Source organism: Prosthecobacter sp. (genome assembly GCF_044227185.1).
Taxonomy (GTDB): Bacteria; Verrucomicrobiota; Verrucomicrobiia; order Verrucomicrobiales; family Verrucomicrobiaceae; genus Prosthecobacter.
The window spans coordinates 1-24,368 of the sequence record NZ_JBGAFO010000007.1 but is presented as its reverse complement, the minus strand read 5'-3'; the positions used below and the strand labels follow the sequence as shown (position 1 = coordinate 24,368).

Annotated in this window: 20 protein-coding genes; 6 read left to right on the top strand and 14 right to left on the bottom strand. The window is 63.5% G+C overall.

Annotated elements, in window-relative coordinates; all coding sequences use genetic code 11:
• Positions 1-29: 29 nt before the first annotated feature.
• From ACILSQ_RS17070 to folD, 6 genes are all read right to left on the bottom strand, one after another.
• A complete protein-coding gene (locus ACILSQ_RS17070; protein ID WP_395744868.1) occupies positions 30-1,325 on the bottom strand; it encodes a DUF1501 domain-containing protein in 1,296 nt (431 codons plus the stop codon).
• 50 nt (positions 1,326-1,375) lie between these two features.
• Positions 1,376-3,583, bottom strand: coding sequence for a DUF1549 domain-containing protein (locus ACILSQ_RS17065; RefSeq protein ID WP_395744867.1), 2,208 nt, complete (start codon positions 3,581-3,583; stop codon positions 1,376-1,378).
• A gap of 119 nt (positions 3,584-3,702) precedes the next feature.
• The gene (locus tag ACILSQ_RS17060) at positions 3,703-5,190 is read right to left on the bottom strand and encodes an arylsulfatase (RefSeq protein ID WP_395744866.1); all 1,488 of its coding nucleotides are present in this window, start codon (positions 5,188-5,190) and stop codon (positions 3,703-3,705) included.
• A 9-nt stretch (positions 5,191-5,199) separates the two neighbouring features.
• Positions 5,200-6,756, bottom strand: a complete 1,557-nt coding sequence (locus ACILSQ_RS17055) for a S10 family peptidase (RefSeq protein WP_395744865.1) — start codon at positions 6,754-6,756, stop codon at positions 5,200-5,202.
• Between the two features lie 39 nt (positions 6,757-6,795).
• Positions 6,796-9,699, bottom strand: coding sequence for a hypothetical protein (locus ACILSQ_RS17050; protein WP_395744864.1), 2,904 nt, complete (start codon positions 9,697-9,699; stop codon positions 6,796-6,798).
• A gap of 51 nt (positions 9,700-9,750) precedes the next feature.
• Positions 9,751-10,626, bottom strand: a complete 876-nt coding sequence (gene folD / locus ACILSQ_RS17045) for a bifunctional methylenetetrahydrofolate dehydrogenase/methenyltetrahydrofolate cyclohydrolase FolD (RefSeq protein ID WP_395744863.1) — start codon at positions 10,624-10,626, stop codon at positions 9,751-9,753.
• 311 nt (positions 10,627-10,937) lie between these two features.
• Between folD and ACILSQ_RS17040 the strand changes: the two genes are divergently transcribed.
• Genes ACILSQ_RS17040 through ACILSQ_RS17030 form a run of 3 tightly spaced genes read left to right on the top strand, consistent with a single transcriptional unit; the run spans position 10,938 to position 12,253 of the window.
• A complete protein-coding gene (locus ACILSQ_RS17040; RefSeq protein ID WP_395744862.1) occupies positions 10,938-11,528 on the top strand; it encodes an RNA polymerase sigma factor in 591 nt (196 codons plus the stop codon).
• Positions 11,509-11,811, top strand: a complete 303-nt coding sequence (locus ACILSQ_RS17035; RefSeq protein WP_395744861.1) for a hypothetical protein — start codon at positions 11,509-11,511, stop codon at positions 11,809-11,811. The genes ACILSQ_RS17040 and ACILSQ_RS17035 overlap by 20 nt, the downstream gene beginning before the upstream one ends.
• A gap of 7 nt (positions 11,812-11,818) precedes the next feature.
• Positions 11,819-12,253 (top strand): hypothetical protein, encoded by a 435-nt coding sequence (locus ACILSQ_RS17030; protein WP_395744860.1) that lies wholly within the window; start codon positions 11,819-11,821, stop codon positions 12,251-12,253.
• A gap of 1 nt (position 12,254) precedes the next feature.
• Here the strand turns inward: ACILSQ_RS17030 and ACILSQ_RS17025 are convergent, their stop codons facing one another.
• From ACILSQ_RS17025 to ACILSQ_RS17015, 3 genes are all read right to left on the bottom strand, one after another.
• Positions 12,255-13,187, bottom strand: a complete 933-nt coding sequence (locus ACILSQ_RS17025) for a prolyl oligopeptidase family serine peptidase (RefSeq protein ID WP_395744859.1) — start codon at positions 13,185-13,187, stop codon at positions 12,255-12,257.
• Between the two features lie 791 nt (positions 13,188-13,978).
• Entirely contained in the window at positions 13,979-14,188 is a 210-nt protein-coding gene (locus tag ACILSQ_RS17020; RefSeq protein ID WP_395744858.1) for a hypothetical protein, read from the bottom strand.
• On the bottom strand, positions 14,185-14,436 hold the full coding sequence (locus ACILSQ_RS17015; protein WP_184341943.1) for a hypothetical protein: 252 nt from the start codon (positions 14,434-14,436) through the stop codon (positions 14,185-14,187). The genes ACILSQ_RS17020 and ACILSQ_RS17015 overlap by 4 nt, the downstream gene beginning before the upstream one ends.
• A gap of 183 nt (positions 14,437-14,619) precedes the next feature.
• Between ACILSQ_RS17015 and ACILSQ_RS17010 the strand changes: the two genes are divergently transcribed.
• A complete protein-coding gene (locus ACILSQ_RS17010; protein ID WP_395744857.1) occupies positions 14,620-15,315 on the top strand; it encodes a DUF1080 domain-containing protein in 696 nt (231 codons plus the stop codon).
• Positions 15,316-15,513: 198 nt separating this feature from the next.
• Here the strand turns inward: ACILSQ_RS17010 and ACILSQ_RS17005 are convergent, their stop codons facing one another.
• Positions 15,514-16,158, bottom strand: a complete 645-nt coding sequence (locus ACILSQ_RS17005; RefSeq protein WP_395744856.1) for a hypothetical protein — start codon at positions 16,156-16,158, stop codon at positions 15,514-15,516.
• A 14-nt stretch (positions 16,159-16,172) separates the two neighbouring features.
• Positions 16,173-17,156: a 6-bladed beta-propeller gene (locus ACILSQ_RS17000; RefSeq protein ID WP_395744855.1), complete on the bottom strand. Its 984-nt coding sequence runs from the start codon at positions 17,154-17,156 to the stop codon at positions 16,173-16,175.
• 119 nt (positions 17,157-17,275) lie between these two features.
• Between ACILSQ_RS17000 and ACILSQ_RS16995 the strand changes: the two genes are divergently transcribed.
• Positions 17,276-19,504 (top strand): redoxin domain-containing protein, encoded by a 2,229-nt coding sequence (locus ACILSQ_RS16995; protein ID WP_395744854.1) that lies wholly within the window; start codon positions 17,276-17,278, stop codon positions 19,502-19,504.
• A gap of 362 nt (positions 19,505-19,866) precedes the next feature.
• Here the strand turns inward: ACILSQ_RS16995 and thiS are convergent, their stop codons facing one another.
• The 3 genes from thiS to ACILSQ_RS16980 form a co-directional block, all read right to left on the bottom strand.
• Entirely contained in the window at positions 19,867-20,067 is a 201-nt protein-coding gene (gene thiS / locus ACILSQ_RS16990) for a sulfur carrier protein ThiS (protein WP_395744853.1), read from the bottom strand.
• 46 nt (positions 20,068-20,113) lie between these two features.
• Positions 20,114-21,256, bottom strand: coding sequence for a radical SAM protein (locus ACILSQ_RS16985; protein WP_395744852.1), 1,143 nt, complete (start codon positions 21,254-21,256; stop codon positions 20,114-20,116).
• 220 nt (positions 21,257-21,476) lie between these two features.
• The gene (locus ACILSQ_RS16980) at positions 21,477-21,824 is read right to left on the bottom strand and encodes a VOC family protein (protein ID WP_395744851.1); all 348 of its coding nucleotides are present in this window, start codon (positions 21,822-21,824) and stop codon (positions 21,477-21,479) included.
• Between the two features lie 483 nt (positions 21,825-22,307).
• Between ACILSQ_RS16980 and dacB the strand changes: the two genes are divergently transcribed.
• Positions 22,308-23,810, top strand: coding sequence for a D-alanyl-D-alanine carboxypeptidase/D-alanyl-D-alanine-endopeptidase (dacB, locus tag ACILSQ_RS16975; RefSeq protein WP_395744850.1), 1,503 nt, complete (start codon positions 22,308-22,310; stop codon positions 23,808-23,810).
• The last annotated feature ends 558 nt before the right edge of the window (positions 23,811-24,368 follow it).

Genomic DNA, 24,368 nt, shown 5'->3' with positions numbered 1-24,368 from the left:
ATGCTCGAAGGAACGAATCCCGCGGCAGTTTACGCGAAGATGTCCAGGACTGGCACGCCCTTGTCGCCGACCGTGAACGGACGGTTGGAGGGGGACATCACCACTTCGTCCACAGGCAGGCCCATGGCGTGGCCGATGGTGGCCTGGAAGTCCTGCGGTGTGCACTGCTTGTCCGTCACGCGCTTGCCATCCTTGTCGGTGGAGCCATAGACGAAGCCGCCCTTGACGCCGCCGCCCGCGAAGACGGTGGAGTAGGCCAGCGGGTAGTGGTCGCGGCCGTCGTTTTCGTTGATGTCCGGCGTGCGGCCGAACTCGGAACCCATGACGATCAGCGTGGAAGACAGCAGCCCGTGGGACTCAAGGTCTTCGATCAGAGTGGCGAAGACATTGTCCATCGTGGCGCCGGTGTTGCTCAACGCAGTGTCGATGGTGTTGTGCATGTCCCAGCCGCCCGACTGCACTTCCACGAAGCGCACGCCGGCCTGGACCAGGCGGCGGGCAAGCAGCGCGCCCTGGCCGAAGTTGTTGCGGCCATACTTCGCGCGAAGATCCGCCGGCTCCTGGGAGAGGTCGAAGGCCTTGAGGTCTTCGCTCTTCATGAGCTTCACGGTTTCGTCGTAGAATTCGGAGTAGGACTTCACATCGTCCGACTGGAACTTCTTGCGGAAGGACATGTCGAACTCGTCGGTCAGCGAGAGGCGCTTCTTGAACTGGTCGTCAGAAGTCGTCGGCTTGATGTTCTGCAGGCCGGACTCCGGATTGGAGATCGGGATGGGGCTCATCGTGGTGGGGAAGAAGCCCGCGCCCGGGAAGGCGTTGCCGCTGTTGACGACCACGCTGTCCGGAAGGGTGGGTCCCTTGATGCGGCCCAGGAAGTGGGAGGCCCAGGCGCCGATGCAAGGATGCACAATCGTGCCGCGGGGCTCATAGCCGGTCTTCATGACGTACGTGCCCTGATCATGCACGCCAGTCTTGGAGCTCATGGAGCGGATGATGGAGAACTTGTTCGCCACCTTGGCCATCTTCACCATCGTGCCGCCCAGGCGGTCCAGGTTGCCGGAACCGGAGTTCGCCTTGATGGGGTCAGTCGGGCCCTTGGTGGCGCCGTCCTTGGGATCCCAGGTGTCGATGTGGGTCATGCCGCCACCCATCCACAGGAAGATGACGTTTTTGGCCTTGCCGAAGCCGGGCGTGCCTGCGCCGCTCGTGCCGGCGGCCGCCAGGTTCAGGGCAGGCATGACGGTCACGCCGAGGGCTGCCTGGGCGGTGCGCATCATGAAGTCACGACGGGCGATGGGATTGAGCTTGTTGAGTTCTGATTTCATAAGTGAGATTAGCGCGTTTTGGTTAAGTGAGTTGTGTCGTGATTTCGTGATTATTGGATGAAGATGAACTCGCGGGTGTTGATGAGAGCCCAGATCATGTTGGCATAGCCTTCATCGCCGCCGGAAAGCGCGCGCTTGGCGATGTCCTTTTCAGCCAGCGTCGGGCGGCGGTTGAGCACCGAGATGAAGAGCGCCTCCACCTTCTCAGGCGGCGACTTCACCTTCTCCATGGTGCGGAAGATCAGCGAATCCGGGCTGGTCAGCATCTGCTGCGCCTTGCCGTTCATCATCATCAGCACCTGCGGCACCGAGCCCGTCTTCACGCTGCCGTCGATCAGGGCGCGCGGGGACTGGCCGAAGTCGATCAGGAAGTGGCCGTTCGGGGCGGGCTGCTCCAGGGTGGAGGCACGGCGCAGGATCATGCCATTGTACGTCAGGGTGGCGTTCTCCATCATGTCCCCGGCGGGTTTGGCCTCGGCCTTGCCTTTGCCCTTGCCCTTGGTTTCCATCATCATGTCGTCACCACCGGCGTCGGCCAGGGTGCCGCCGTTCAGGGCGCGCTCTTTCTCGGCCATCTTGCGGAAAGCGTCATACTTGATGAGCACGGTCTGGGCGTCCAGCTTGGGATTGCTCAGGTCCAGGTCGATCGAGCGGCTGTAGAGGTCTTCCAGCGGCTTCGCATACTTGTCCGGGTCGCCCAGCACCAGGGTCATGTAGGAGTCCCAGGCCTGTTCGGCGGTCATGCGGCGAAGCAGCGGGCCCTGGAAGTAGTAGGGCTCGCCCATCGCGATCTTTTCAGAGGTCGCTTCAGACTGGTAGGCGCGGGTGTTGTAGATGATGCGCATGAAGGCCTTGATGTCGAACTTCACACGTTTCATTTCCTCGGCCAGGTGGATCAGCAGCTCCGGATTCACGGACTGCTTCGGATCGTCGATGTTGGTCACCGGCTCGGAGACGCCCTGGCCAAAGGCGCGCTTCCACATGCGGTTGGCGATGGCCATGGCGAAGCGGGGATTGGAAGGATCGGTGGCCCAGTGGGCGAAGGCGGGACGAAGCTCTTCAGCGGACTTCATCTTCTGCTTGTAGGCTGGAAGATTCTTGTCGTTTTTGGTCCAGGTGATGAACTTGGGCTCCACCATGTCGCCAGGCTTGGCATCCGGATACTTGTAGTCATGCGGCAGCTTCATGCTGTTGGTTTCCGTGTCACCCACGATGAAACGGTTGGCGCCCATGTAGTTGCGGATGCCGTTGCGCAGGCGCTTGATGTCGCCGCCGCTCTTGGTCACCATTTCCTCGATCTTGGGCATCAGGTCATTCATGGCGTTCATCGCCGTCATGCCGGATTCCTTGCTCTTGCGGTTTTCCTTGGCGCGCATGTTCGTGGTGGTGGCGCCGAAGAACGAGGCCATCTCATAGAACTGGTGCTGGGTCCAGTCGGAGAAGGGGTGGTCATGGCACTGGGCGCAGGCCACGTCCGTGCCGAGGAAGACGGCAAGGGTGTTGGCCAGGTTGTCCAGCGGCATGCCGGCGTCACGCAGCAGGTAGCCGGCGGCGCCGTCCTGCCACATCTTGCCCTTCGCCGTCAGCATTTCATACACCATCTTGTCCCACGTCACGTTCTTCTCGATCTGGTGCTGCATCCAGTTGATGTAGGGGACGCCGCGCAGGTTGTCCTGCTCCAGCCGGTCCTTCACACGCAGCATCTCGGCGAAGTAGTTGAACGTCGCGCTGTTGTAGCCCGGGCTGTCCAGCAGCATGTCGATCAGCTTGGCGCGCTTGTTCGGATTGGAGTCCTGGATGAACTGCGTCGTCTCCGCGTAGTTCGGGATGCGGCCCACGATGTCCAGGTAAACACGGCGCACGAACTGCTCGTCGTTCGCCATCGGGTTGAACCCCGTGATCGGCTTCTTGCCACCCTTCGCACGCTCCGGGTTCGCACGCACCAGGCCGTTGGCCACGAGGCGGTCAATGGCCGCGGAGGCCTGCGCCACCGTCGCGTTTGCCAGCATCACCGGCTGGTCAGAAGGCTTCATGTTCTTGGCCAGCGCCTGATCTTCCGCCGACAGCCTGGTCAGCGGGAACTTGTGCGTGGCGCCGTCTGCGGTTTGCAGGATGATGTTCTCACCATCGAGGCCGATGAATGAGGCGGTGACTTGGCGGCCGGAGGTGTCCGTCCAGGTGCGAACTTCCGCGATGGCGGAGGACGCAACAAGTGCGGAAACAAGCAGGCTGCTGAGCAGTTTCGTGGTTTGTTTCATGGTGGAGTGTGGAATAAACGGAAAAGACTTCCAGGGGCACGAACGTGCCGGGAGGCCCTTCAATTAGAATAATTTGCCGTTTTTTTCCGATTTCAGCAAGCCCCTGGAAGGGAAATACCCTATTTGGGGGCCCCAAAACGGGCTTTTTGCAGCGCCTCCGCCATGCTCTGGGCCCGGTCTGCCTGCGTTTTGGCGAGGTTTTGCTTCTCCCCGAGGTCGCTGGAGAGGTCATAGAGCTGGGGACCGGGGGCATTGCCGGTTTCACTGTTGGTGTTCTTGCTTTTGGCCGGACCGGCGGCGGAGGGAATGAACTTCCACGCCCCCTGCCGCAGGCTCACTGGGCCGCCCTGCTCCACCAGTTCCGCCCGGCCGCTGGCGTCCTCGCCCAGCAGGGCAGGCAGCACATTCTGGCTGTCCACCGCGCTGGCGGGCGTCGGCTGGCCGGTCAAAGCGGCGAAGCTGGCGGGGAAATCCACCTGGCAGACGAGGGCCGCGCTCACCCCGGGCTTCACCTTCCCGGGCCAGCGCACGATGAACGGCACGCGCGTGCCGCCCTCAAACGCGCTGTATTTGCCACCCCGCAGCGGGCCGGCGGGCTTGTGCTCGCCCAGCTTCGCCACCGCCTCGTCCTGATAACCATCATCCACCACGGGCCCGTTGTCGCTGCTGAGCACGACCAGGGTGTTCTCCCGCAGGCCCAGCCGGTCCAGCGCCGCCAGGATCGTGCCCACGCAGTCGTCGAACTGCAAAATGGCATCTCCACGGGGCCCCATCCCGCTTTTGCCGACAAAGCGCGGGTGCGGCACCCGCGGCACATGGGGGTCGTGCCCGGCAAAGTAGAGAAAGAAGGGCCCGCCCTTGTTCTCCTCGATGAATTTCACCGCCTGGCCGGTGAAGGTGTCCGCCATGTCCTCGTCCTTCCACAGGGCGGCTTTGCCTCCCTTCATATAACCAATGCGGCTGATGCCGTTGATCAGCGCCATGTCATGCCCATGGCTGGGGTGCATCTTGAGCTGTTCGGGATTGCCCTTCCCGGTGGGCTCGCCGGGGAAGGGCTGCTTGTAGCTGACCTGGATGGGGTCCGCCGGGTCCAGCCCCACGATGCGGTGATCCTTCACATAGACGCAGGGCACGCGGTCGCCGGTGGCGGCCATGATGAAGCAGTGGTCAAAGCCGATCTCCTGCGGCCCGGGCTTGATCTCACCATTCCAGTCCAGCCCCTCATTGCCCAGGCCCAGATGCCATTTCCCCACCACGCCGGTCTGGTAGCCCGCTCCTTTAAAGACGGAGGCCAGCGTGGCCCTGCCTGGAGGAATGATCATCTTCGCATCGCCCGGCAGCACGCCCGTGCCCTTCTGCCGGAAGGCGTACTCGCCCGTGAGCATGGCAAAGCGGGAGGGCGTGCACGTTGCGGCCGCGCTGTGGCCGTCGGTAAACCGCAGCCCCTCGGCGGCCAGCTTGTCGATGTTCGGGGTGGCGATGGTCTTTGCGCCGTAGCAGGACACATCCCCGTAGCCTAGGTCGTCCGCATACAAGATCACCACATTGGGCTTCTCCGTGGCGAAGGCTGCGGAGACGGCCAGACTGAGAAAGAGCGCTGTTTTCATGCCGGGTGGTTATTTCAGGGCCTTGGCGATGAATGCGGCGATGTCCGCGTGCATTTTCTCCATGTCCGGGCGGTTCGTGTACATCATGTGGCCGGCCTCGTATTCGGCAAATTCGATGTTCCCGCGCAGCTCCTCCGGCAGGCTCATCTGCCGCACGCTCAGCAGCATGTTGTCCGGCGGCGTCACCAGATCCCGCCAGCCCACCAGCGCCAGCACCCGGAGATGGGGGTTTTGCAGGATCGCACTGGCAAGCTGCCCGCTCACGCTGGTGTAGCTGTTGCCCTTGCCATGGTTCCAGTTGTGCAGCGGCGCCAGCACTTCATACGGCAGGTCCTTTTCATAATGCAGCTCTTCGCGCAGGTACGCGTTCATGGACGCCGCGGCGATGCTGCCCACCACGCGCATGAACGGCTCGATCTGCGGATGATTCTGGGACTCGTCGCCGTCCCGCCCCGTCACGCGCGCATCGTAGGCGCCGAGCACCAGCTTCTCCTTGCGCAGCAGCATTTCACGGAACAGCCCGCTGTCGATGCGCAGCTCATGCTCGTCGATGAGCTTGGCCTCCAGTCCGGTGAGCCGTGCCAGCTTCTTCGCCACCACCTCGCGTTCCGCCGGCGTCAGATCGTTCCCTTTCAGCAGCGCCACCGAGTAGTCGCCAAAGGCAAACGCGCGCGCCTCCGCCACCGCCTTCTTGAAGTCCGCCTGCAAGTCCGGCGGCAGTTTCTTGTGATAATGCGCCGTCGCCGTCATCGCGGGCAGTCCCACCAGATACGGGATTTCATTGAGCGGGCCCGGGATCAGCGTGGCGTAGTCCAGCAGGCCGGACACAATGATGACGCCGTTCAGGTACATGCGGTGCCGCTCCTGCAGATGCTGCGCCAGACCGCCGCCGCGAATACCGCCGTAGCTTTCCCCCGCGACAAACTTCGGCGAGCGCCAGCGCTCTTCCCGCGTGACCCACAGCCGCATGAACTCCCCCACGCTCGCGATGTCCTCCTGCACGCCCAGGAATTCGCCCACGTTCTTCGGATCTTCCGCGCGGCTGAAGCCCGTGCTCACAGGATCGATGAAAACCAGATCCGTCACGTCCAGCAGGGAGAATTCGTTGTTCACCAGCCCGCCAGGCGGCGTCGGCGGTGTCAGGCCGTCCGCAGGCAGGTTCACACGCTTCGGGCCAAAGGCGCCCAGGTGCAGCCACACCGAGCTGCTGCCGGGGCCGCCATTGAAGCAGAAGGTCACCGGGCGCGTGGCCGCGTCCTTCACATCCTTCAGCGTGTAGGAGGTGTAAAACACCTGCGCCGACACCTTGCCGTCCGGCTTCAAGATCGGCAGCGTGCCCGCCTTCGCCTCATACGCGATCTCTTTTCCGCCGATGGTCGCCTTGCCTTGCGTCACCACCGGCTTGTCGCCGTCCGGCTTCTTGTCCTCTTTCTTCTCATCCTTCTTGCCCTCCTTTTTCTCCGCCGGCGGTGCGTCAGGCTTGGCGGGTTTTTCTTCTTCAGCGGTCAGATAAACCGGCAGCGCCAGGGCCAGCACGGAGGTGAAAAGGGTGGGTCGGATACGCATGGTGCGGGACGTTGGTGGGTGTGGCTCTCATTGCAAGGCTCAAGGCAGCGCCTTGATACGAATGTTCCGAAATTCGGCCCTGCCTTTGGAGTAGTCGTCGCCGCCACGGAACTGCAGCACATCCACCGCTCCCTCGATCTTCGGTCCGTCGCAGACATGCGCGCCGTCCACCAGCAGCTCGGTCTTGTCCGCCAGCGCCTTCACCGTGATGTGGTAAAGCTTGTTCCTCTCGTAGCTGAAGAGCGCCGCGCCCTTGGCCTGCGGGTACAGGCCAAAGGTGGTCTTGTAGCCCTCATTGGCAAACTTCACCTTGCCCAGCACCAGGCGCGGGCGCATCCCATCCCGCACGGTGATGTCAAAGTCGATCTGGAAGGGCGGCGCGCGGTTGAAGTCGTAGCACATCGTGCTCTCGCCGCCGCCCGTGAGCACTCCTTCCTGAAGCTTCCAGTCCCCGCTCATCCTCTCCCATTTCACCAGGTTTCCCGCCGCCAGCGGTTCCTCCTCAGGTGCGGGGGCCACCGGCTGCCCCGCCCGCGCGAGCCGCGCATAAACGCTCTGCCGGTACCCGCGCAGCAGGCTGTGCAGAATGCGCTCGTCCAAAGTCACGGGCGGCAGCGGCACGGGCGTGGCGCCAGCGGCCTGCACCGCTTGGCCAAACGCCGCGATCTTTTCGGCCTCCGCCGTTTGGTTTTCGCGCCGGGCTTCAGCCAGCCGGTCGGCGATCTCCCATGACATCAGTTGATGGAGGCCCGCGACATCCGTGCCCGGCGCCTTTTCTTCAGCCTGCAGCCGGCGGATCTCCAGGCCGCGGATGCTCGTCGTGGTACCGAGCGCAAGGAAGTGCGAGCAGAAGCCGATGAGCCCGCTTTCCGGCATTTCAAACACTTCCCCCTCCTTGTTTTTGTCCAGGTAATCCATCAGCACATCGTGATGATTGAGCCGGAAGGTGACGCGCCCGTCTTTGCAAAAAATGTGAAAGCGCCAGGTGCGGTCATCGCCCCGCATGATGAGCCGCGGCGCGCGCGTCTGCGCAAAGTCACGCAGCAGGGTCACGATGCTGCCGTCGTTCCCATGGTCCCACTGCGAGCACGCGATGAAGCTCTCCCTTCCATCGCGGTGGTAGCCCAGCATGAGGCTGAGCCCCTGATACGGTTCGCGGCCTTCCACCGTGTAGCTGCCGCGCAGCTCAAAGTCCTTCCCCACCCGGCCGTTGTGCAGCACGTAGGCCTGCGCATCCTGCCCGGCGATCTGCAAAGCGCCCTCCTTCGTCCCCGCCCACGGTCCGCTGAGGTGGTGCCACTCCGCCATGTCAGGCAGGGCCTGGATTTTCGTCCATTCACCTTTCGCAAAGGCGGTTTCAAATTGGCACGCCGCCATCCGCTCCAGCAGCATGCCGGGCGGCTGCTCCTGAAAACGTGCCGCGATGTCCTGGCAGGTCTGCAGCGCCTGCGAGATCTTCCCCTCCGCATACGCAGTTTCCACCGCCTCCCACTCCGGCTCCATGCCGATGGCAAAGATGGCTGCCTGCCCGCGCACGTCCATCTCATTGACGCCGGATTTGATCTTCCTCCGCGTCTGGCGCGGGAAGGGCACCGGCACCTGGCGCAGAATGTCATCCGCCTGCGCATACTCGCCCGCCTTCCACAAAAACACACCCAGGTCAGCGAAGCGCCACGGACGCTCCCAGATGCGTGAAGGCTCCTCCGCCATGCGGCGCGCCGTGTGCAGCACGGCCTGTTTGAGGGACGGCGTTTGCAGCACGTCGCGCTCGTCTGCAGCATTGCTGTCGCTTCGGATGAAGCCCACCAGATTGAGCACCACCTGGGAGATCTCCGTGTCGGGCCGGTCCACCAGTGCGCAGGCCAGCAGCATGCAGCGCAGCGCAGTCACGCTGCCTCCCCAGCGCGGGCGCAGCGCCCACACGTAGTCAAAGTACGCGGAGGTTATGTCAAACTGCGCCGCCACCGCCCGGTCAAACCACTCGCGGAGGGATTCCCCCTTTTCGCCGAAACCGGTTTTGAGAATGTCGATCATCTGCTCCGCTGCATCGGCGCGCTCCGGGTGCAGCTCCCACGCCTTGCGGAAGTGCACCGCCGCCAGCGGCAGTTGCCTGGCAAATTCCCTGAACCCTTCGTTCGTCACGGTGTTGGCATAGCCGGTGCCGCGGCTGTGCCAGCCCAGGGCGCTGTGCAGCCTGCCCTGCATCATTTCCTGCACCCACGGTGTGAAGCCCGGCGCCTGCGCCAGCGCTTCCATGTCGCCCTTGTGCTTCCCCACATCTCGCGAGTAGAACAAATGGCGGATGTCATGCCAGAGAATTTCATCATCCGCGGCGGCATAGCTGGCGGCATCTTTGGCGGCCCGCAGTCCCGCCTTGTAATACTCCTCCAAATGCGCCGGCTCGTCATCGTTGCGGTCCTGCATGATGTCGTAAACCAGCTTGCGCATCATGAGCGGAACCGCCGCCGGGTAGTCCTTCAGCGCTTTGTGCCGCAGCGCCTGGTGCAGTTTCGCCAGCGCATCCCCATAGCCTTCACGCCATTCCCATGCCGCCCACGCCGTGGCCCAGAGCACCAGCGGCTCGTCCGCCCCTGCCTTGTACAGGTCCAGTCCTTCCTGCTCCAGCTTCTCAGGCGTGCGCGTGCGGTCCACATCCGGGTGCTTGATCGCCGCCTGCAGCACCTGCTTCACATAGCTGCGCACCTGCTCTGCTTTGGCGGGCCACTTTTCCACATGCTTTTCCAGCACCGGCAGCATCACGCGCTCCTGCCACTGAAACCGCTCCCGGCTCAGGTCGGCCTGAAATCGCGTGCCGGGCTTGATCTCGATCGGCGCAAAATCATGCTCTTTCAGATACTGCCGCGCCGCCGGCCGCCAGTCGTCTTCCGCCGCGGCCGGCAGAACCCCCAGCACCAGCAGCCATGACCAAAAAATCTTTTTCATGGCCGAAAATCACAGCAGGAACTCGCCCGCGAGTCCAGACCGATCTTTCGGTCACTCGGCCTGCTTGCAGGCCTTGATCGTATTCGCCATCAGCATCGCGATCGTCATCGGGCCAACACCTCCAGGCACGGGCGTAATCGCGCGACATCTCGGGGCGACTTCATCGTAGGCCACGTCCCCCACGAGCTTGTAGCCTTTTTCGCTGGTGGCATCATCCACGCGGTTGATCCCCACATCGATCACCACCGCGCCTTCCTTCACGTGCTCCGCCTTGATGAAGTGCGGGCGGCCAATCGCCGCGATGATGATGTCCGCCGTGCGCGTGATCGCGGCGAGATCCTTCGTGCGCGAATGCGTCACCGTCACCGTGGCGTCCCCGCCTTGGCCTTTCGCCATAAGTAGCAGCGCCATCGGCTTGCCCACGATCATGCTGCGGCCCACCACCACCGCATGCGCGCCGCTGGTTTCAATGCCCGCATCAATCAGCAGGCGCTGGCAGCCCAGCGGCGTGCAGGGCACAAACCCCGTGGGATCTTCCAGCGCCAGCTTCGCCACATTCACAGGATGGAATCCATCCACGTCCTTCGCCGGATCAATCGCGCGCACGATGGCGGCTTCGTCGATGTGCTTCGGCGGCGGGCTTTGCACCAGAATGCCATGAATGGCGGGGTCGTTGTTCAGCGCCTGCACATGCGCCAGAAGTTCCTCCTGCGTGGTCGTGGCCGGAAGTTCCAGCTTCACCGAGTGCAGTCCCAGGTCGCGGCACTTTTTATCCTTGGAGCGCACGTAGGCGCGGGACGCGGGGTCATCACCCACCAGCACCACGGCGAGTCCGGGCTTGCGCCCTTGCGCCGCCAGCGTGGCGATGTCGCGGCGGCATTCTTCGAGGACTTTTTCAGCGACGGCGGTTCCGGAGATGATCTGCATCTTTTCTGGTGCTGCAGGCGCGGCAGGGAGTCAACCGCCGAGGGCAAAAAGCGCGCCCCGATTTTTTTTATGTAACCGCCCCCCGGGTGCCCGGCATTCGGATCAGTGTGCGGCGCATCTGCCGCCACGGATTCATATGCAAGCTCAAAACACATCATGATGAAGGATGGAGGACGCTCACAACGGGATCGAAGCCCTGGTGCAGCGCGCCCTCGCCTCCGCGCTGCGCTGACGGCTCCTCTCCCACCGCAGCGGGGCGCGCTCCGCCTCGTTGCCATTCTCCGTTTTGCCATTACCTGCGTCATCCCGCTGTGACCACCGCCGCCGCTCAACCCGAACGCCCCGTGGACGATGATCTCGCCCTGGTGCTGGCGGCGCAGGCGGGAGACTTGGACGCCTTTGACCAGATCATCACCCGCCATCAGTCCACCATGACCGCCATGCTGCATCGCTTTGCCACCAGTCGCGCCGATTTGGAGGACATGGTGCAGGAGACGTTTGTCCGCGCCTGGCGCGCGCTGCCCCGGTGGCGGCCGGACAGGCCCTTTCTGCACTGGCTCAAGCGCATCGCGGCAAACATCGGCCTGGAGTTCTGCCGCCGCCATCAGCGCTCGCCCTTTTCACGCCTCGTGCAGCCCTCGGAGGATTCCCATCCGCTGGATCTCATCGCCGGCGAGGAGCACGCCAGTGCCGGCGACTCCCTCGCCGGTGCGCAGTTCATTCTCTCCCACCTTCCGCCGGATGACCGCGCGCTCCTCACCCTGCTGCATCTCGAGCAGATGCCGCTGGATGAAATCGCCGCGCATTTTGGCTGGAGCAAAGTCAAGGCGAAGGTGAAAGCCTTCCGCGCACGGCAGCGACTTAAAACCATCCTTACACGCCATGGATACACCCTCTCATAAATCCACATCCTGGGACCAGCTCGTCCGCAGCGCGCGCTCGGCGCCCGCCCCGGCAGAGATCGACATGCGCTCCGCCATCCGCGCTGAGATCAGCGCGCTTCCTCAGCCGCGCCCGGTCTCGTTGCTGGAGGATGTGCTCAGCCTCTGGCGCTCGCGCTGGCTGCGCACCGGCTTTGCCGCCGTCGCCCTCGCCGCGGTGCTGGCCTGCCGCGAAAGTGCGGATGTGCTGAACGAACTCGCCTGGATCTGGCAGCTGCAGGGGCCGGTGGTCGCGGGCATTTGATATTTCCATGAACCCTTCACCCACCTCCACTTCTTCATCCCGCTGGAAGGCCGTTCTCCTGCTGCTGCTGGTCTTTGCCCTGGGCGCAGGCTGCGGCATCGGCGGCGGGCTGCTGCTGCTGCGCCGTGCCGTTCAGCATGCCATCGCTCATCCAGACGGTGCCCACGCGCCCGTGGATCGCCTGATGGCAAAGGTGGAGTCTCTCATGGTGACCGATCTAAACCTCACCGAGGCGGAGCGCAGCGCCGTGCATGCGGAACTCGCGCAGACGGCGGCGGACTTCAAGGCCCTGCGTCGCGAAGTCTGGCAAAAGGCGGAGGCCACCGTGACAGGCTCGCTCGACCGCATCTGCAAACATCTGCCAGCAGAAAAGCAGGCCGCCCTCCGCAAAAAAGCCGCCGAGCGCCTCGGCCCCTGGGGCCTGCTGAGTGGCCCGCCATGATTTACTTTTTGCCCGCCACTCCCTTGGCAAAGAGCCACGTGTGCATCTCCTCCTCCTCAAACACCTTGCCCACGATGCCATGGCCGCCGGTGGGGTACTCCGTGTACTTGCAGTCCTTGTCCCGCTTCAGCGCCTCCGCCAGCGCGCGTGAGTAATCCACCTTCACATTCGCGTCGTCCGCCGCGTGAAACAGCCACAGCGGCACCTTTTTAAAAGTGTCCGCCGTTTCGGGCCCGCTGCACCCGGCCACCGCCACACCGGCGGCGAACAGCCGCGGCTCGGCATTGATGAGATGGCACGTGCCGAAGCCGCCCATCGAGTAACCCACGCAATACACGCGGTCCTTGTCGATCGGCAGCGCCTTGAGCAGTTCCTTCACCAGGGCCACGGCCTCCACGCCTGGTTTGTCGCCCCATCCCGAGCCAGTGATGCCGAAGGGCTGATAGCACAGCGGGGCGACCACGATGCAGGGGTTTTTGGCGTAGCGGCCCTGCGTGGTGAAGCTCTTGGTCCAGCCGCCGATCTGCTTGCCGTTCTCATCGTTCGGGCTCTTCCCATGCAGCACGAGGACGAGCGGGTATTTCTTGGCCGCATCCAGCTCCGTCGCGCCATACAGCGCGAAAGGCAGGTCCTTGAATTTCGACAAAGCCCAGTCGCCCGTGATCAGCGACCCATAGGCGCCTTCGATGGGTTTGCCCGCGCCGGCGGCAGGTTTGCCCGCCTGCTCCTTCACCCACGCCTGATCTCCCGCCGAGAGGCGTGAGAGCGGAATGCGCACGTCTTTGCCCGCCATTTTCACGGTCACGTCCGTCGCGGAGGCGGACACAAAGTCCCCCTGAATCTTCCGCCCGTCGCTGGAGGTCCATTCACGGGCCTGGCAGGGCAGGGTGGCAGTCAGCAGAAGGGAGAGGCAGAAAAAGAGCGGGCGGTGCATGGTTGGGCAGGATTCGGAATGATCAACGTCGCATGACGTAGATACCTTGGACTTCTCACCTAACAAGTTACACCAAACCTTTCCCGCCTCAGACCGCGATCAGTTGAAAAGATGTCCTTTTCTTCATCCCCCGAAGGTATGGCCCAGGAGTATCGCGTGTCCTCCGTAGCTGCGCAGAGCGAGGGAGGAGCCTAAGCGAGCTCCCTCTTTGTAGCCCTCATCTCGCCACATGGCAGTGCATGCGTCAAAGCGAATCCCCTCTCCCCCTCGAAGCCATCCTGCATCGCTCAAAACATACTTGGGGGAGAGGCTGGGGTGAGGGGGGGAGCCCAGGTTGCCGAAGACAGCGCTTTCTTCGCGCACCGCGTTCCCCTCGCCACTCCGTCCGCTCTTTGCTCAGTCAGGCGTGAAATAATACCACCCCCCGTTACATACAGGTCCATTCTCCTCGCACAAGCCGCCTCAAACCCACACCAGCCCCACACCAGCCCCAAAGGGGCGGCGGACTCAGCCCCGGGCGCCGCGAGGCACGAGCAAGCCCTGGGTCCACCCACGCAAAAAACAAAATTCGGTAAAGCAAACCCACCACTCCGCCACGTCACGCCGGGTACCAGCAGCGTCCGGCACGCGTCCCGCCACGCCTCCGCCTCTCAAGCATCCACCGCCCTCATCTCAGAGTTCGTTGTCCCAAAAAGCTCCGTCACCCATGCCCGACCCCCGCTAACCTTCTTCGCCCACCGCGTTTACCAGCGGCGTTACCTCACCATCCCGTTCGCTCTTCGCTCAGTGGCTCACGCCGCCGCCAGCAGCTTCCGCTTCCCGCCTTCCGCCAGCAGCGCGGCCAGCTCCGGCATGTAACGCGTGATCTCATGCGAGAGCATGGAAAGCCGTGTCTCGGACTTCCAGCTTCCCTTTTTGCCGCGGTCCATGTCGGTCATGGTCACTTCCACGAGAGCGGAGAAGACGGCGGAATCAGCCTGAAGATCGTGTTGCAGTGTCATGAGGAGAGGGAAGGTTGATCCGGCGTCAGAAGGACGAGTTGTCCGTCCTTGAGAGTCCATTTGCGTCTGTCCAAAGCTCCCGAGTTCAACATGGCATCGATCCCATTGCTCAGAAGCATCCTCGCCGCTTCGGCGGGGCTGCTCCCAAACGTCCCCTTCAAGGTCATGTCCTCAAGGTACTGCTTGATCTGCGGGGTGATCGCGATCGTCAGTGACAATGAGTCGAAGGTGTTAGAAGGGCGGGCCATCCAATAAAAACCGGGTAATAACCCCATTTTAATTCCAACCTGACTCAATGGTCAAGGTTGGCTTCGATTTATTTGGGGTTTTTACCCCATAAAAACCCTGGAATTATTTAAGGTTTCTTAAACATCTGGTGGTTTCCGATGGAAACCGCCGACGAAATGCGTTCAAAGCCGCCCCAATCACTTATGAAACGCTACCTTACCGTTACACTTCCCGTCGTCCTTCTGACCGCTGCCTTGCTCAATCTCCATGCCGCCCCCGAGGGTGAAGGCTGGCAGAACTGGTTTGCCGATGGCTCCCTGCAAGGCGGCCAGATCATCAGCGGCAAAGCCACCTACAAGGTGGAAAACGGCGTGCTCACCGGCACCACCACCGAAGGCAGCCCCAACACCTTCCTCGCCATCGGCCCCTTCAAGGACTTCGAGCTCGAGTTTGAAGTGAACGTGGACGACGCCCTCAATTCCGGCGTCCAGGTGCGCAGCCACATCGCCAAGGAGGGCGACCCGGTGCCGGAGGGCGCCAAAGGCAAGCTGCCTGCGGGACGCCTTTACGGGCCGCAGTGCGAGATCGCCATCAACGGCACGGCAGGGGATTTCTATGACGAAGCCCGCCGCGGCACCTGGTGGAGCATCCTCACGAAGACCGAAGCTGTGCGCACGGACGCCGCCAAGGCCGCCTTCAAAAAGGGAGAATGGAACCACTACCGCATCGTGGTGAAGGGAGATCACTACCAGAGCTTCGTCAACGGCGTGCCCGCCGCTGATTTCACCCAGCCCAATGACCCCGAAGGCTACATCGGCTTCCAGGTCCACGGCATCAAAGCCGGCACCGGCCCCTACAGCGTCCGCTGGCGCAACGTGAAGTTCCGCGAGACGAAGTAACGCCGTGTTTCCTTGAAAACAGGTCTCCACTTCGTCCACTCACGAGACTTTGCCCGCGCGAGCAGCTTGCGAACATTCCAAGGCGGCGAACGCATCTCTCCCTCTCCCCGCCCCTGAAAAACGCAAAAAACCAATCGATGCTTCGGGGAGAGGGCCGGGGTGAGGGGACACTATTCCCGCCTGCGCCGGCCAGTCGGATCAATCGCACCGCGCGGCCCCTGCACCCATACAACGGGCCCGTTTTCGACGCCTCGCCGCATAACCTCCAATCAACACCACCCCGCCCGCTCCCGCAGCCCCCACCCTCCAATCCCGCCACCACGGTGGCAGTTGGATGGGTATGGCGCGGGACCGGTCTCCCGCCTGCAGGATCATCCACTTCGGCTCTGCGTTGGGATGCTCCGCGTCCAGAGTCCACAGCAGCACATTGTGGATTTTGTCCTGCGGCATCTCAAACACCACCTCAGGCTCCGTGCTGCGCCAGCGCCAGGCGGCCGTGAGCAGCGAATGCCCCCCGTCGTCACCCTCGTCCGAAGTCGGGTAAACGGAAGGCGCATTCTCGTCCCACTTCTGCCGCCGTGAGATGCTGGCAGTGCCGAGTGGCACCAGCACATTCTTCTGCCGCACCCGCACCGGATCTGCCAGCGCCTCACGCGCGGCCGCCTCATCCGAAATCATCGGGTTGCTGCCATAGTCGGCCGTCACTTCCAGCAGCACCTCGGCATCCGGCAGCAGCGTGAGCTTCGCGCTCAGAAACTCGCTGCCATGCCCCAAAGCACACAGGGGGGCCAGAACGGCTCCCCCTGCGGCGAGAATGAGGATGATGGATCGCGCCAGGCGCATCATTCGTTGCTTGCTTACTTCTTCACGTTCCACTTCAGCACACGGCCCCACTTGTTCCACTCCGCTTCCAGGATGTTGCCGTCGTTGTCAAAGGTGATCCCGTGCGGGCTGGTCACCACGCCCTGCTGCCAGTCCTTGGGCTCGATGCCGGGCGTGTTGGTGAAGTTCGGATTCACACCGAGTTCCGCCACCAGCTTGTTGTCCTTGTCCCACACGCTCACACGTCCGGCGATCTCCGCCACGCACATCAGATCACCGTGGAAGCTCGCGCTGCTGGGATTGCGCACGGCGTGCGGAGGTGGCGGCGCCCCCTTGGCCAGCCCCGGGCTGCTGGCGATGGTGCCGATGATCGTGCCGTCCAGTCCCAGGTGCAGCATGCGGTTGTTGCCGCGGTCCAGCGCCACGATGCGCTCGGGCGTGTAGCGATGATCAATGAAGATCTTGTGCGTGTTCTTGAAGTTCCAGGGGGCTTCAGGACCGCCAAACACCGTCTTGAACTTGCCCGCGCGGTCAAACACGAAGATCCAGCTCTTGCCGTAGCCATCCACGATGTAGATGTCGCCGTTGCTCGCCACGTCGCAGTTCGTCAGCTTGAGCGCGCCTTTGTCCGCGGGGAAGGCCGTCTTGGGGATCTCCAGCACCACCTTGCCGTCCAGGTCGCATTTGATGAAGCGGTTTTCGCCCAGCACCGCCGCGAAGATGTACTCCTTGCCTTCGTCCTTGCGGATCACAAAGCCGTGCAGGGAAGGGGGAAGCGGCAGGGTTTTGATGAACTTGCCGTCCTTGCCATACACCTGGATGCCAGCGTTGGCGTCCTGGACGCTCACATAGACGTTGCCGGCGGAGTCCACGGCGATCTCGCCATGGCAGTTGCCGATGTTTTCCTTGCCGGTGGGCGCGGTGATGAAGTTCGGGGCGAATTCATAGGCGACGTCGGCGGCGGCGGCGCTGCCGGCGAGGGCCATGACGGACAGGAGGGAGAGGATGCGGTTGCTCATCAGGCGGATTCAAACGGAGCGGGGTGGGGGCGTCAATCGTACAACGGTGATTTTGCTGGATGATCCTGTCATACGGCAGGAAACTTCAGGTCACACAGCGTGTTCCCATGCAACTTCCCATGAAAAAGGCTCTCTCCATCCTTCTCGGCAGCGCCGCCCTCGCCGGTTCCGTCGTCGCTCTGCGGGCGCAGTCACAGCAGGCTGAATTCGATGAAAAATTCAAGGCCTTCGACCAAAACAGCGACGGCATCATCAGCGGTGAGGAAATGAGCGCCGCGAACTACCTGCCCCGCCTGGACCTGAACAAAGATGGCAAACTGACGCGCGAGGAGGCTCTCGAAGCCGTGCAGAAGATGCGCAAGCTCGCGGGCAATGTGTCCGCCGCAGCCGACGCCCTCTCCGAAGGCGTCTTCCGCCGCATGGACAAGAACAGCGACGGCAAACTGACGCCGGACGAACTGCCCAATAAGAAGTGGTTCAACAACCTCGACACCAACAAAGACGGCTCCGTGACTCTCGATGAGGCCGAAAAAGCGATCGCCAGCCTGCGCAAAAACGGCGGCATCGGCTCTCCCGCCACCCAGAGCCCCGTCAAGCCCGCCTCCGAAGATCCCTCCTTCAAGGAAGCGCCGGAGTTCCTCAAAGGCTCTGACCATGGCGTGGGCCGCATGGTGGCGGACACCGCGCTGAAAACCCTGAAAGGCGGTGAAATCAAGCTCAGCAGCGCCATGGGCAAAAACGGCCTCGTCATCGTCCTGTTCAGCGCGAGCTGCCCCATCAGCGGCAAGCTCGCCCCCGAGATCGCCCGCCTGGAGCAGGACATGAAAGAGCTGGGCGTCGGCATTCTGCTGGTGAATGCGCCGCCCGGGCAGAAAGCCGAGGAAGCCGCCAGGTTCATCGCAGAACACAAGCTCGTCTCCCCCGTCGCCAGCGACGCCGCTGCCACTCTCTCGCAGCAGCTTGCCGCCACCACCACCACCGAAGTCTTCCTGCTCGATGCCGCCCGCACCCTGGTCTATCGCGGCGCTCTGAATGACCAGTACGGACTCGGCTACACCAAGGACAAGCCGCAGCACCATTACCTGCGCGATGCCGTCGCCTCCATGATGAAAGGCGAGCCGCCCGAAGTCGTGGCCACCAGCGCCCCCGGCTGCGCCCTCGATCTCCCCAAGGAAAAAGCCGTGGCCGCCACCGCCGCGACCTATCACCGCGACATCGCCCGCATCCTCCAGGCGAACTGCGTGGAGTGTCATCACAAAGGCGGCGTCGGCCCCTTCGCCCTCGACACTTATGAAGACGTGATCGAGCACGCCGGCATGATCCGCAAGCAGGTGGAGCGCGGCGCCATGCCCCCGTGGTTTGCCGCACCGCTGGAGGGCCTCTCCCACTCGCCCTGGCTGAATGACCGCTCACTCTCCGGGCGTGATCGCGCCGAACTCCTGGCCTGGCTCAATTCCGACCGCGCCAAAGGCGACCTGGCCGATGCGCCCAGGCCCCGCGTCTTCCCCGGCGAGTGGAGCATTGGCAAACCGGACGCCATCATCGCCGCCGCGCGGCCCGTCTCCGTCAAGGCCGAAGGCACCATGCCCTACCAGCACGTCACCGTCACCACGGACTTCCCGGAAGACCGCTGGGTACGCGGCTATGAGATCCTCCCCAGCGCCCGCGAGGTGGTGCATCATGTCATCGTCAGCGTGCATGAAAAAGGCAGCAAGGTGCGCGGCGGCGGGGATGAAGGCTCGCAGGGCTACTGGGCCGCCTACGTCCCCGGCAACACCAGCCAGGTCTATCCCGAAGGCTTCGCCCGCAAACTGCCCGCCGGCGCCACCGTGAGCTTCCAGATTCACTACACGCCAAACGGCAAGGCCGTGGAGGACACCATGCGCATGGGCCTGCTGTTTTCCAAAACGCCCCCGAAGTACGTCATCCACACCACCGGCCTTGCCAACCACCGCATCAGCATCCCTCCGGGCAAGGCCGACCACGTCGAGGTGGCCCAGCGCACCCTCCCCGTGGACGTGAACGTCATGGCCTGGATGGCCCACATGCACGTGCGCGGCAAGGCCTTCAAATTTGAAGTCACCCTCCCCGGCGGCAAGACCGAGACCCTTCTAGACATCCCCAAATACGACTTCAACTGGCAGCTCCGCTACGACTACGCCATGCCCCGCTTCCTGCCCCGCGGCAGCACCATCAAGATCACCGCCATCTACGACAACAGCAGCGCCAACCCCGCCAACCCCGACCCCGCCAAAACCGTCCGCTGGGGCCAGCAGACCTTCGACGAAATGATGATCGGCTACATGGAACACTACACCCCCCTCACCCCCGAAGTAGCCACCAAATAATCCCCTCTTACCACTTGCCCGGGGATTCCAGGGACACACACAGCGCATTCATGCCCCCCCCTCGCGAGCGTGCCGCCGGGCTGGTAGGGAACCGCTGCGTCGGGTCCGTAGTTATGGGTCAATGACGCCGCAGGCCTTCAAAAAGGTGCGCCGTCCTTAAGGTCTGGAAAGCCGGGCGCTGCAACGCACCTGCGCGATGCCACCATCAAGACTTCTTTTCAACCACACCAGGTCCCACCGACCCATCGACCCACTGGCTCACTGACTCGCCGACTCACTGACCCACTGACCCACTGACCCACTGACCCACTGACGCCCCGTCGTCCCTCATTCGCCATTCAGGCTTCGTCATTCCGTCCGCTTCACCCCCCCGCCGTGATCTGCACCACCTCGATCACATCCCCCTCGCTCACGCTCGCCCCCTCAATCTCCCTCGGCAGCAGCGCCACCTGGTTCTGCTCCACCACCACCGGCTTGCCACCCAGCCCGATGCTCTCCAGCAGCGCCTTCACCGTCAGCGGCCCCGCCACCTCACGCTTCTCTCCATTCAAAGTAATCTTCATGGCCGCTTGATTCATCATTCGTCATTCTGGTTTCGTCATTCAACTCTTACGCGCCCATCGTCGCCGCCAAAATCGCCGCATCCCAGTCCTTCCACACCGGGTCCAGCCCCTGCTTCCTCAGCATCTCCGCCACACTCTGTGGCGACCTCTGATCCGCGATTCCAAACTGCCCCTCGGCACGGTTCGTCTCCGCCTTCTCCGCCACCTCCACGCGCTTGCCTTTCACCGTCAGGTGCAGGTCCTCATTCCCCGCGCCCGTGTAGCCGCCCGGCTCCGTGTGGCTCCCCGCGCTCATCACCGTCACCCCCAGCGGTGCCAGCGCATCCCGCAGCGGCGCCGGCTCACGCGTGCTCAAAATGATGCCCACTTCCGGAAACGTAATCCGAAACGCGCAGATCGTCTGCACCAGCGCCCAGTCCGGAAAATCCGTCATCGGCGTAAACCCTCCAGCCGCCGGCCGCAGCCGCGGAAACGCCACCGTGAAGGTCGATTTCCAGCAGTGCTTGTACAAATGCTCCAGGTGCGCCGCCAGCCGCAGCGCCTCCAGCCTCCAGTCGCTCAGGCCAAACAGCGCCCCGACTCCGATGCGCCGAAACCCGCCCGCATACCCGCGCTCCGGGCACGCCAGCCGCCAGTCAAAATCCTTCTTCGGCCCCGCCGTGTGCATGTCCTTGTAGATCTCGCGGTCATACGTCTCCTGGTACACCACCAGTCCCTCCGCGCCCGCCTTCACCATCCGCTCATACTCCGGCGCCTCCATCGGCCCCACCTCGATCCCGATCGTCGGCACAAAATCCCGGATCGCCCGGATGCACTCCTCCAGATACCCCTCGCTCACAAAGCGCGGATGCTCCCCCGCCACCAGCAGGATGTTTCGAAACCCCTGCGCCACCAGATGCCTCGCCTCCCTCACCACCTGCTCCACCGTCAGCGTCACCCGCAAAATCGAGTTATTGTCCCGTGAAAATCCGCAGTAGCTGCAGTTGTTCACGCATTCGTTCGAGACATACAGCGGCGCAAACAGCCTCATCGTCCTCCCAAAATTCCGCCGCGTCATCATCCGCGACTCCCGCGCCATCGCCTCGATCTGCCCCGGCCCCTTCGCCTCCAGCAGTCCCGCAAACCTCTCCATCAGCGCCGTCTTGCGGGCGGGAAGAGCATCAAGCGTGGGAATGAAGGAAGTAAGCATCTGGGGGCAGTCCATATAATACGTCACTCGCGAGATGCAACGGCCAGGGAATGACGAAACCAGAATGGCGAGCCGAGGGAAACGAGACAGACGACCATCGGGAGCCCGAAGGGTGAGCGCAGCGAATCAATGACGAATGAATAACGAAGTTCGAAGCTCCAAGGTGTTCCTTTGAAGCATTGGGGCTTCATTCGTCATTCCTCATTCTGGTTTCGTCATTTTATCCGACGTACTGCGTCATAAACACCTCGTTCCCTTCCGCATCCCGGTACACCCCCAGCAAAATCGGCTCCCCCTCCCGCTGCTGGGGCGACTGCAAAATCTTCGCTCCCCCCGCCGCGATCTTCTCCGCCATCACCAGCACATCCTCATACTGAAACGTCAGCCCCGTCGGATTGCGCGACCCATCATGCCCCCCGTGCAACGCCACGATCGCATCCCCAAACCGCAGCTCCGTCCAAAAATCACTCACAAACACCTCCTCCAGCCCGATCACATCCCGGTAAAATCTCACCGCCCGCTTCATATCCACCGCCATCAGCATAAACTTCACTTTCTCCAGTTTCATCCCCCCAACCTGCCCATCTCCCCCCAAACCGCAAGCAGCACCCACGCCCCTCTCATGTGGCTCCGCACCACCGCCTCCGGCTCTCCCTCTCCCCGCCCCCTCACACACGCCAGCCCACCCATGCCCTTGACGGGAAATGAGTGACCCATCGCGGCTCCGCTTCGTTTCAAAGAGACCCAGCGCGAATCCCCTCTCCCCGCCCCCTCACACACGCCAGCCCACTCATGCCCTTGACGGGAAATGAGTGACGCGTTGCGACTCCGCTTCGTCTCAAAGAGACCCAGCGCGAATCCCCTCTCCCCGCCCCAGTCACCGCAGCTCTGAGCGCACTTCGGGGAGAGGCCGGGTGAGGGGCCACCCCACACCGCCAACCGCGCCCATCACTCCGTCATCCCCGCAGCTCCATCACCAGCCACCGTAAACTCTCCCCATCCCCTCCATTTCCTTCCCCGCCCGCTCCAAAACCACGCTAAACTCCCTCCCATGTGGAAAAACCTCCTCATCCTCCTGCTCGCCTCCGCACTCACCGGCCTGCTCCTCCTCCGCCATCACGCAGCGCCGCAGCCTTCCCCCGCGCCCATCGCCCAGGTCCCCCCCACCATTCCCGCTCCAGTCCCTCCCACACCTCCAGCCATCGTCGCCCCCGCTCCTCCCCAGGCACCCACGCCGACGCCATCACCATCACCGCCTCCTGCGCCGCCTCCCGCACCTCCCCCAAACCCCATCACCACCCTCCTCCACGAAGCCCGCTCCAACCCCGCACTCGCCGGCACCGCCATCGGCTTCTCCCTCCTCGATGCCAAAGGCGAGGTCGTCCTCGATGAAAACGCCACCACCGCCTTCATCCCCGCCTCCAGCTTCAAGACCCTCACCACCGCCACCGCCCTCGAAATCCTCGGCCCCGACTTCCTCTTCTCCACCGAGCTCCGCTCCACCGCCCCCATCCAAAGTGGCATCCTCAGAGGCGACCTCCTCATCCTCGGCGGCGGCGATCCCATGCTCAAGCTCGACGACCTCAAAGCCTGGGCCGCCGAACTCAAAAAACGCGGCCTCATCCGCGTCACCGGTGGCATCCGCACAGACTCCAGCCTCTTCACCGGCAGCCTCTACGGCGACTTCTGGAACTGGGGAGACATCGGCAATGGCTACGGCAGCGGCGTCGCCGGCCTGAATCTCAATCACAACCGCTACATCCTCCTCTTCCGCGCCGGCCCCATGGAAGGCACCCCCGCGGAGCTCCTCGGCATCAATCTCGAAATCCCCGGCGCCATCTGGAAAAACGAAGTCACCACCGGCCCCGCAGACTCCGGAGACAATGTCGTCATCCACGGCGGTGAGCACACCCACGCCATCCACCTCCGCGGCACCATCCCCCTCGGCGCCGAGAAGTTCCAGGTCAAAGGCGCCGTGCCAGACCCCGCCCGCTTCACCGCCCATCACTTCCGCGCCGCCCTCATCGCCGCAGGCATTCACGTCGGCGAAAAAGCAGGCGCCGCCCTCGCCACCCATTCTCTCCTCAAGCACCACTCCCCCCCGCTCCTCGCCATCGTCAAAAGCATCCACGCCACTTCCGACAATCACGAGACCGAATGCCTCTTCCGCATGCTCGGCGTCAAGGCCGCCAAACCTCCCGTCGATGTCGTCCGCGAGCACTGGCACACCCGCGGCCTCGACTTCATCGGCCTCCGCATGGAAGACGGCAGCGGCCTCTCCCGTGCAGACTTCATCCGCCCGCTCGATCTCGCCCGCCTCCAGCACTACGCCGCCACCGGCCCCCAGGGCCCCGCCTACAAAGCCTCCCTCCTCTCCAAAGACGGCCTCTTTTGGAAAGGCGGCGCCATGTCCGGCATCCGCTCCTACACCGGCTGCGTCAAAGCCAGGTCCGGCGCCGAATTCTCCTACGCCCTCATGATCAATCACTTCACCGACCCCACCCCCGTCTCCACCCTCAGCCACTCCATCATGGACGCCATGCAGGACCTGTAGCCCCCTCAAACGCCCAGCCCCCCCAGGAGCGCGGGCCTCCGAGCCCGCAGCACCCCGCAAACACCACCCGCCCCGCGACACCCGCCCCCCAGGAGCGCGGGCCTCCGAGCCCGCAGCCCCCCGCAAACACCACCCGCCCCGCGTCACCCTCTCCCCAGGAGCGCGGGCCCTCCGAGCCCGCAGCACCCCGCAAACACCACCGCCCCGCGACACCCGCTCCCCAGGAGCGCGGGCCCTCCGAGCCCGCAGCACCCCGCAAACACCACCGCCCCGCGACACCCGCCCCCCAAGGAGCGCGGGCCTCCGAGCCCGCAGCACCCCGCAAACACCACCGCCCCGCGACACCCGCCCCCAGGAGCGCGGGCCTCCGAGCCCGCAGCACCCCGCAAACACCACCCGCCCCGCGTCACCCTCTCCCCAGGAGCGCGGGCCTCCGAGCTGATCTTTACCCATAAGTTTGCCGGGGCCGAAGCCTGCGCCAGACATCGGTGATCATGTCGAGCTTGTTGAGTCCCTGCCATAGCACCTGAGCTCCTGGGTGGCCGTCGCCCTTGCGTC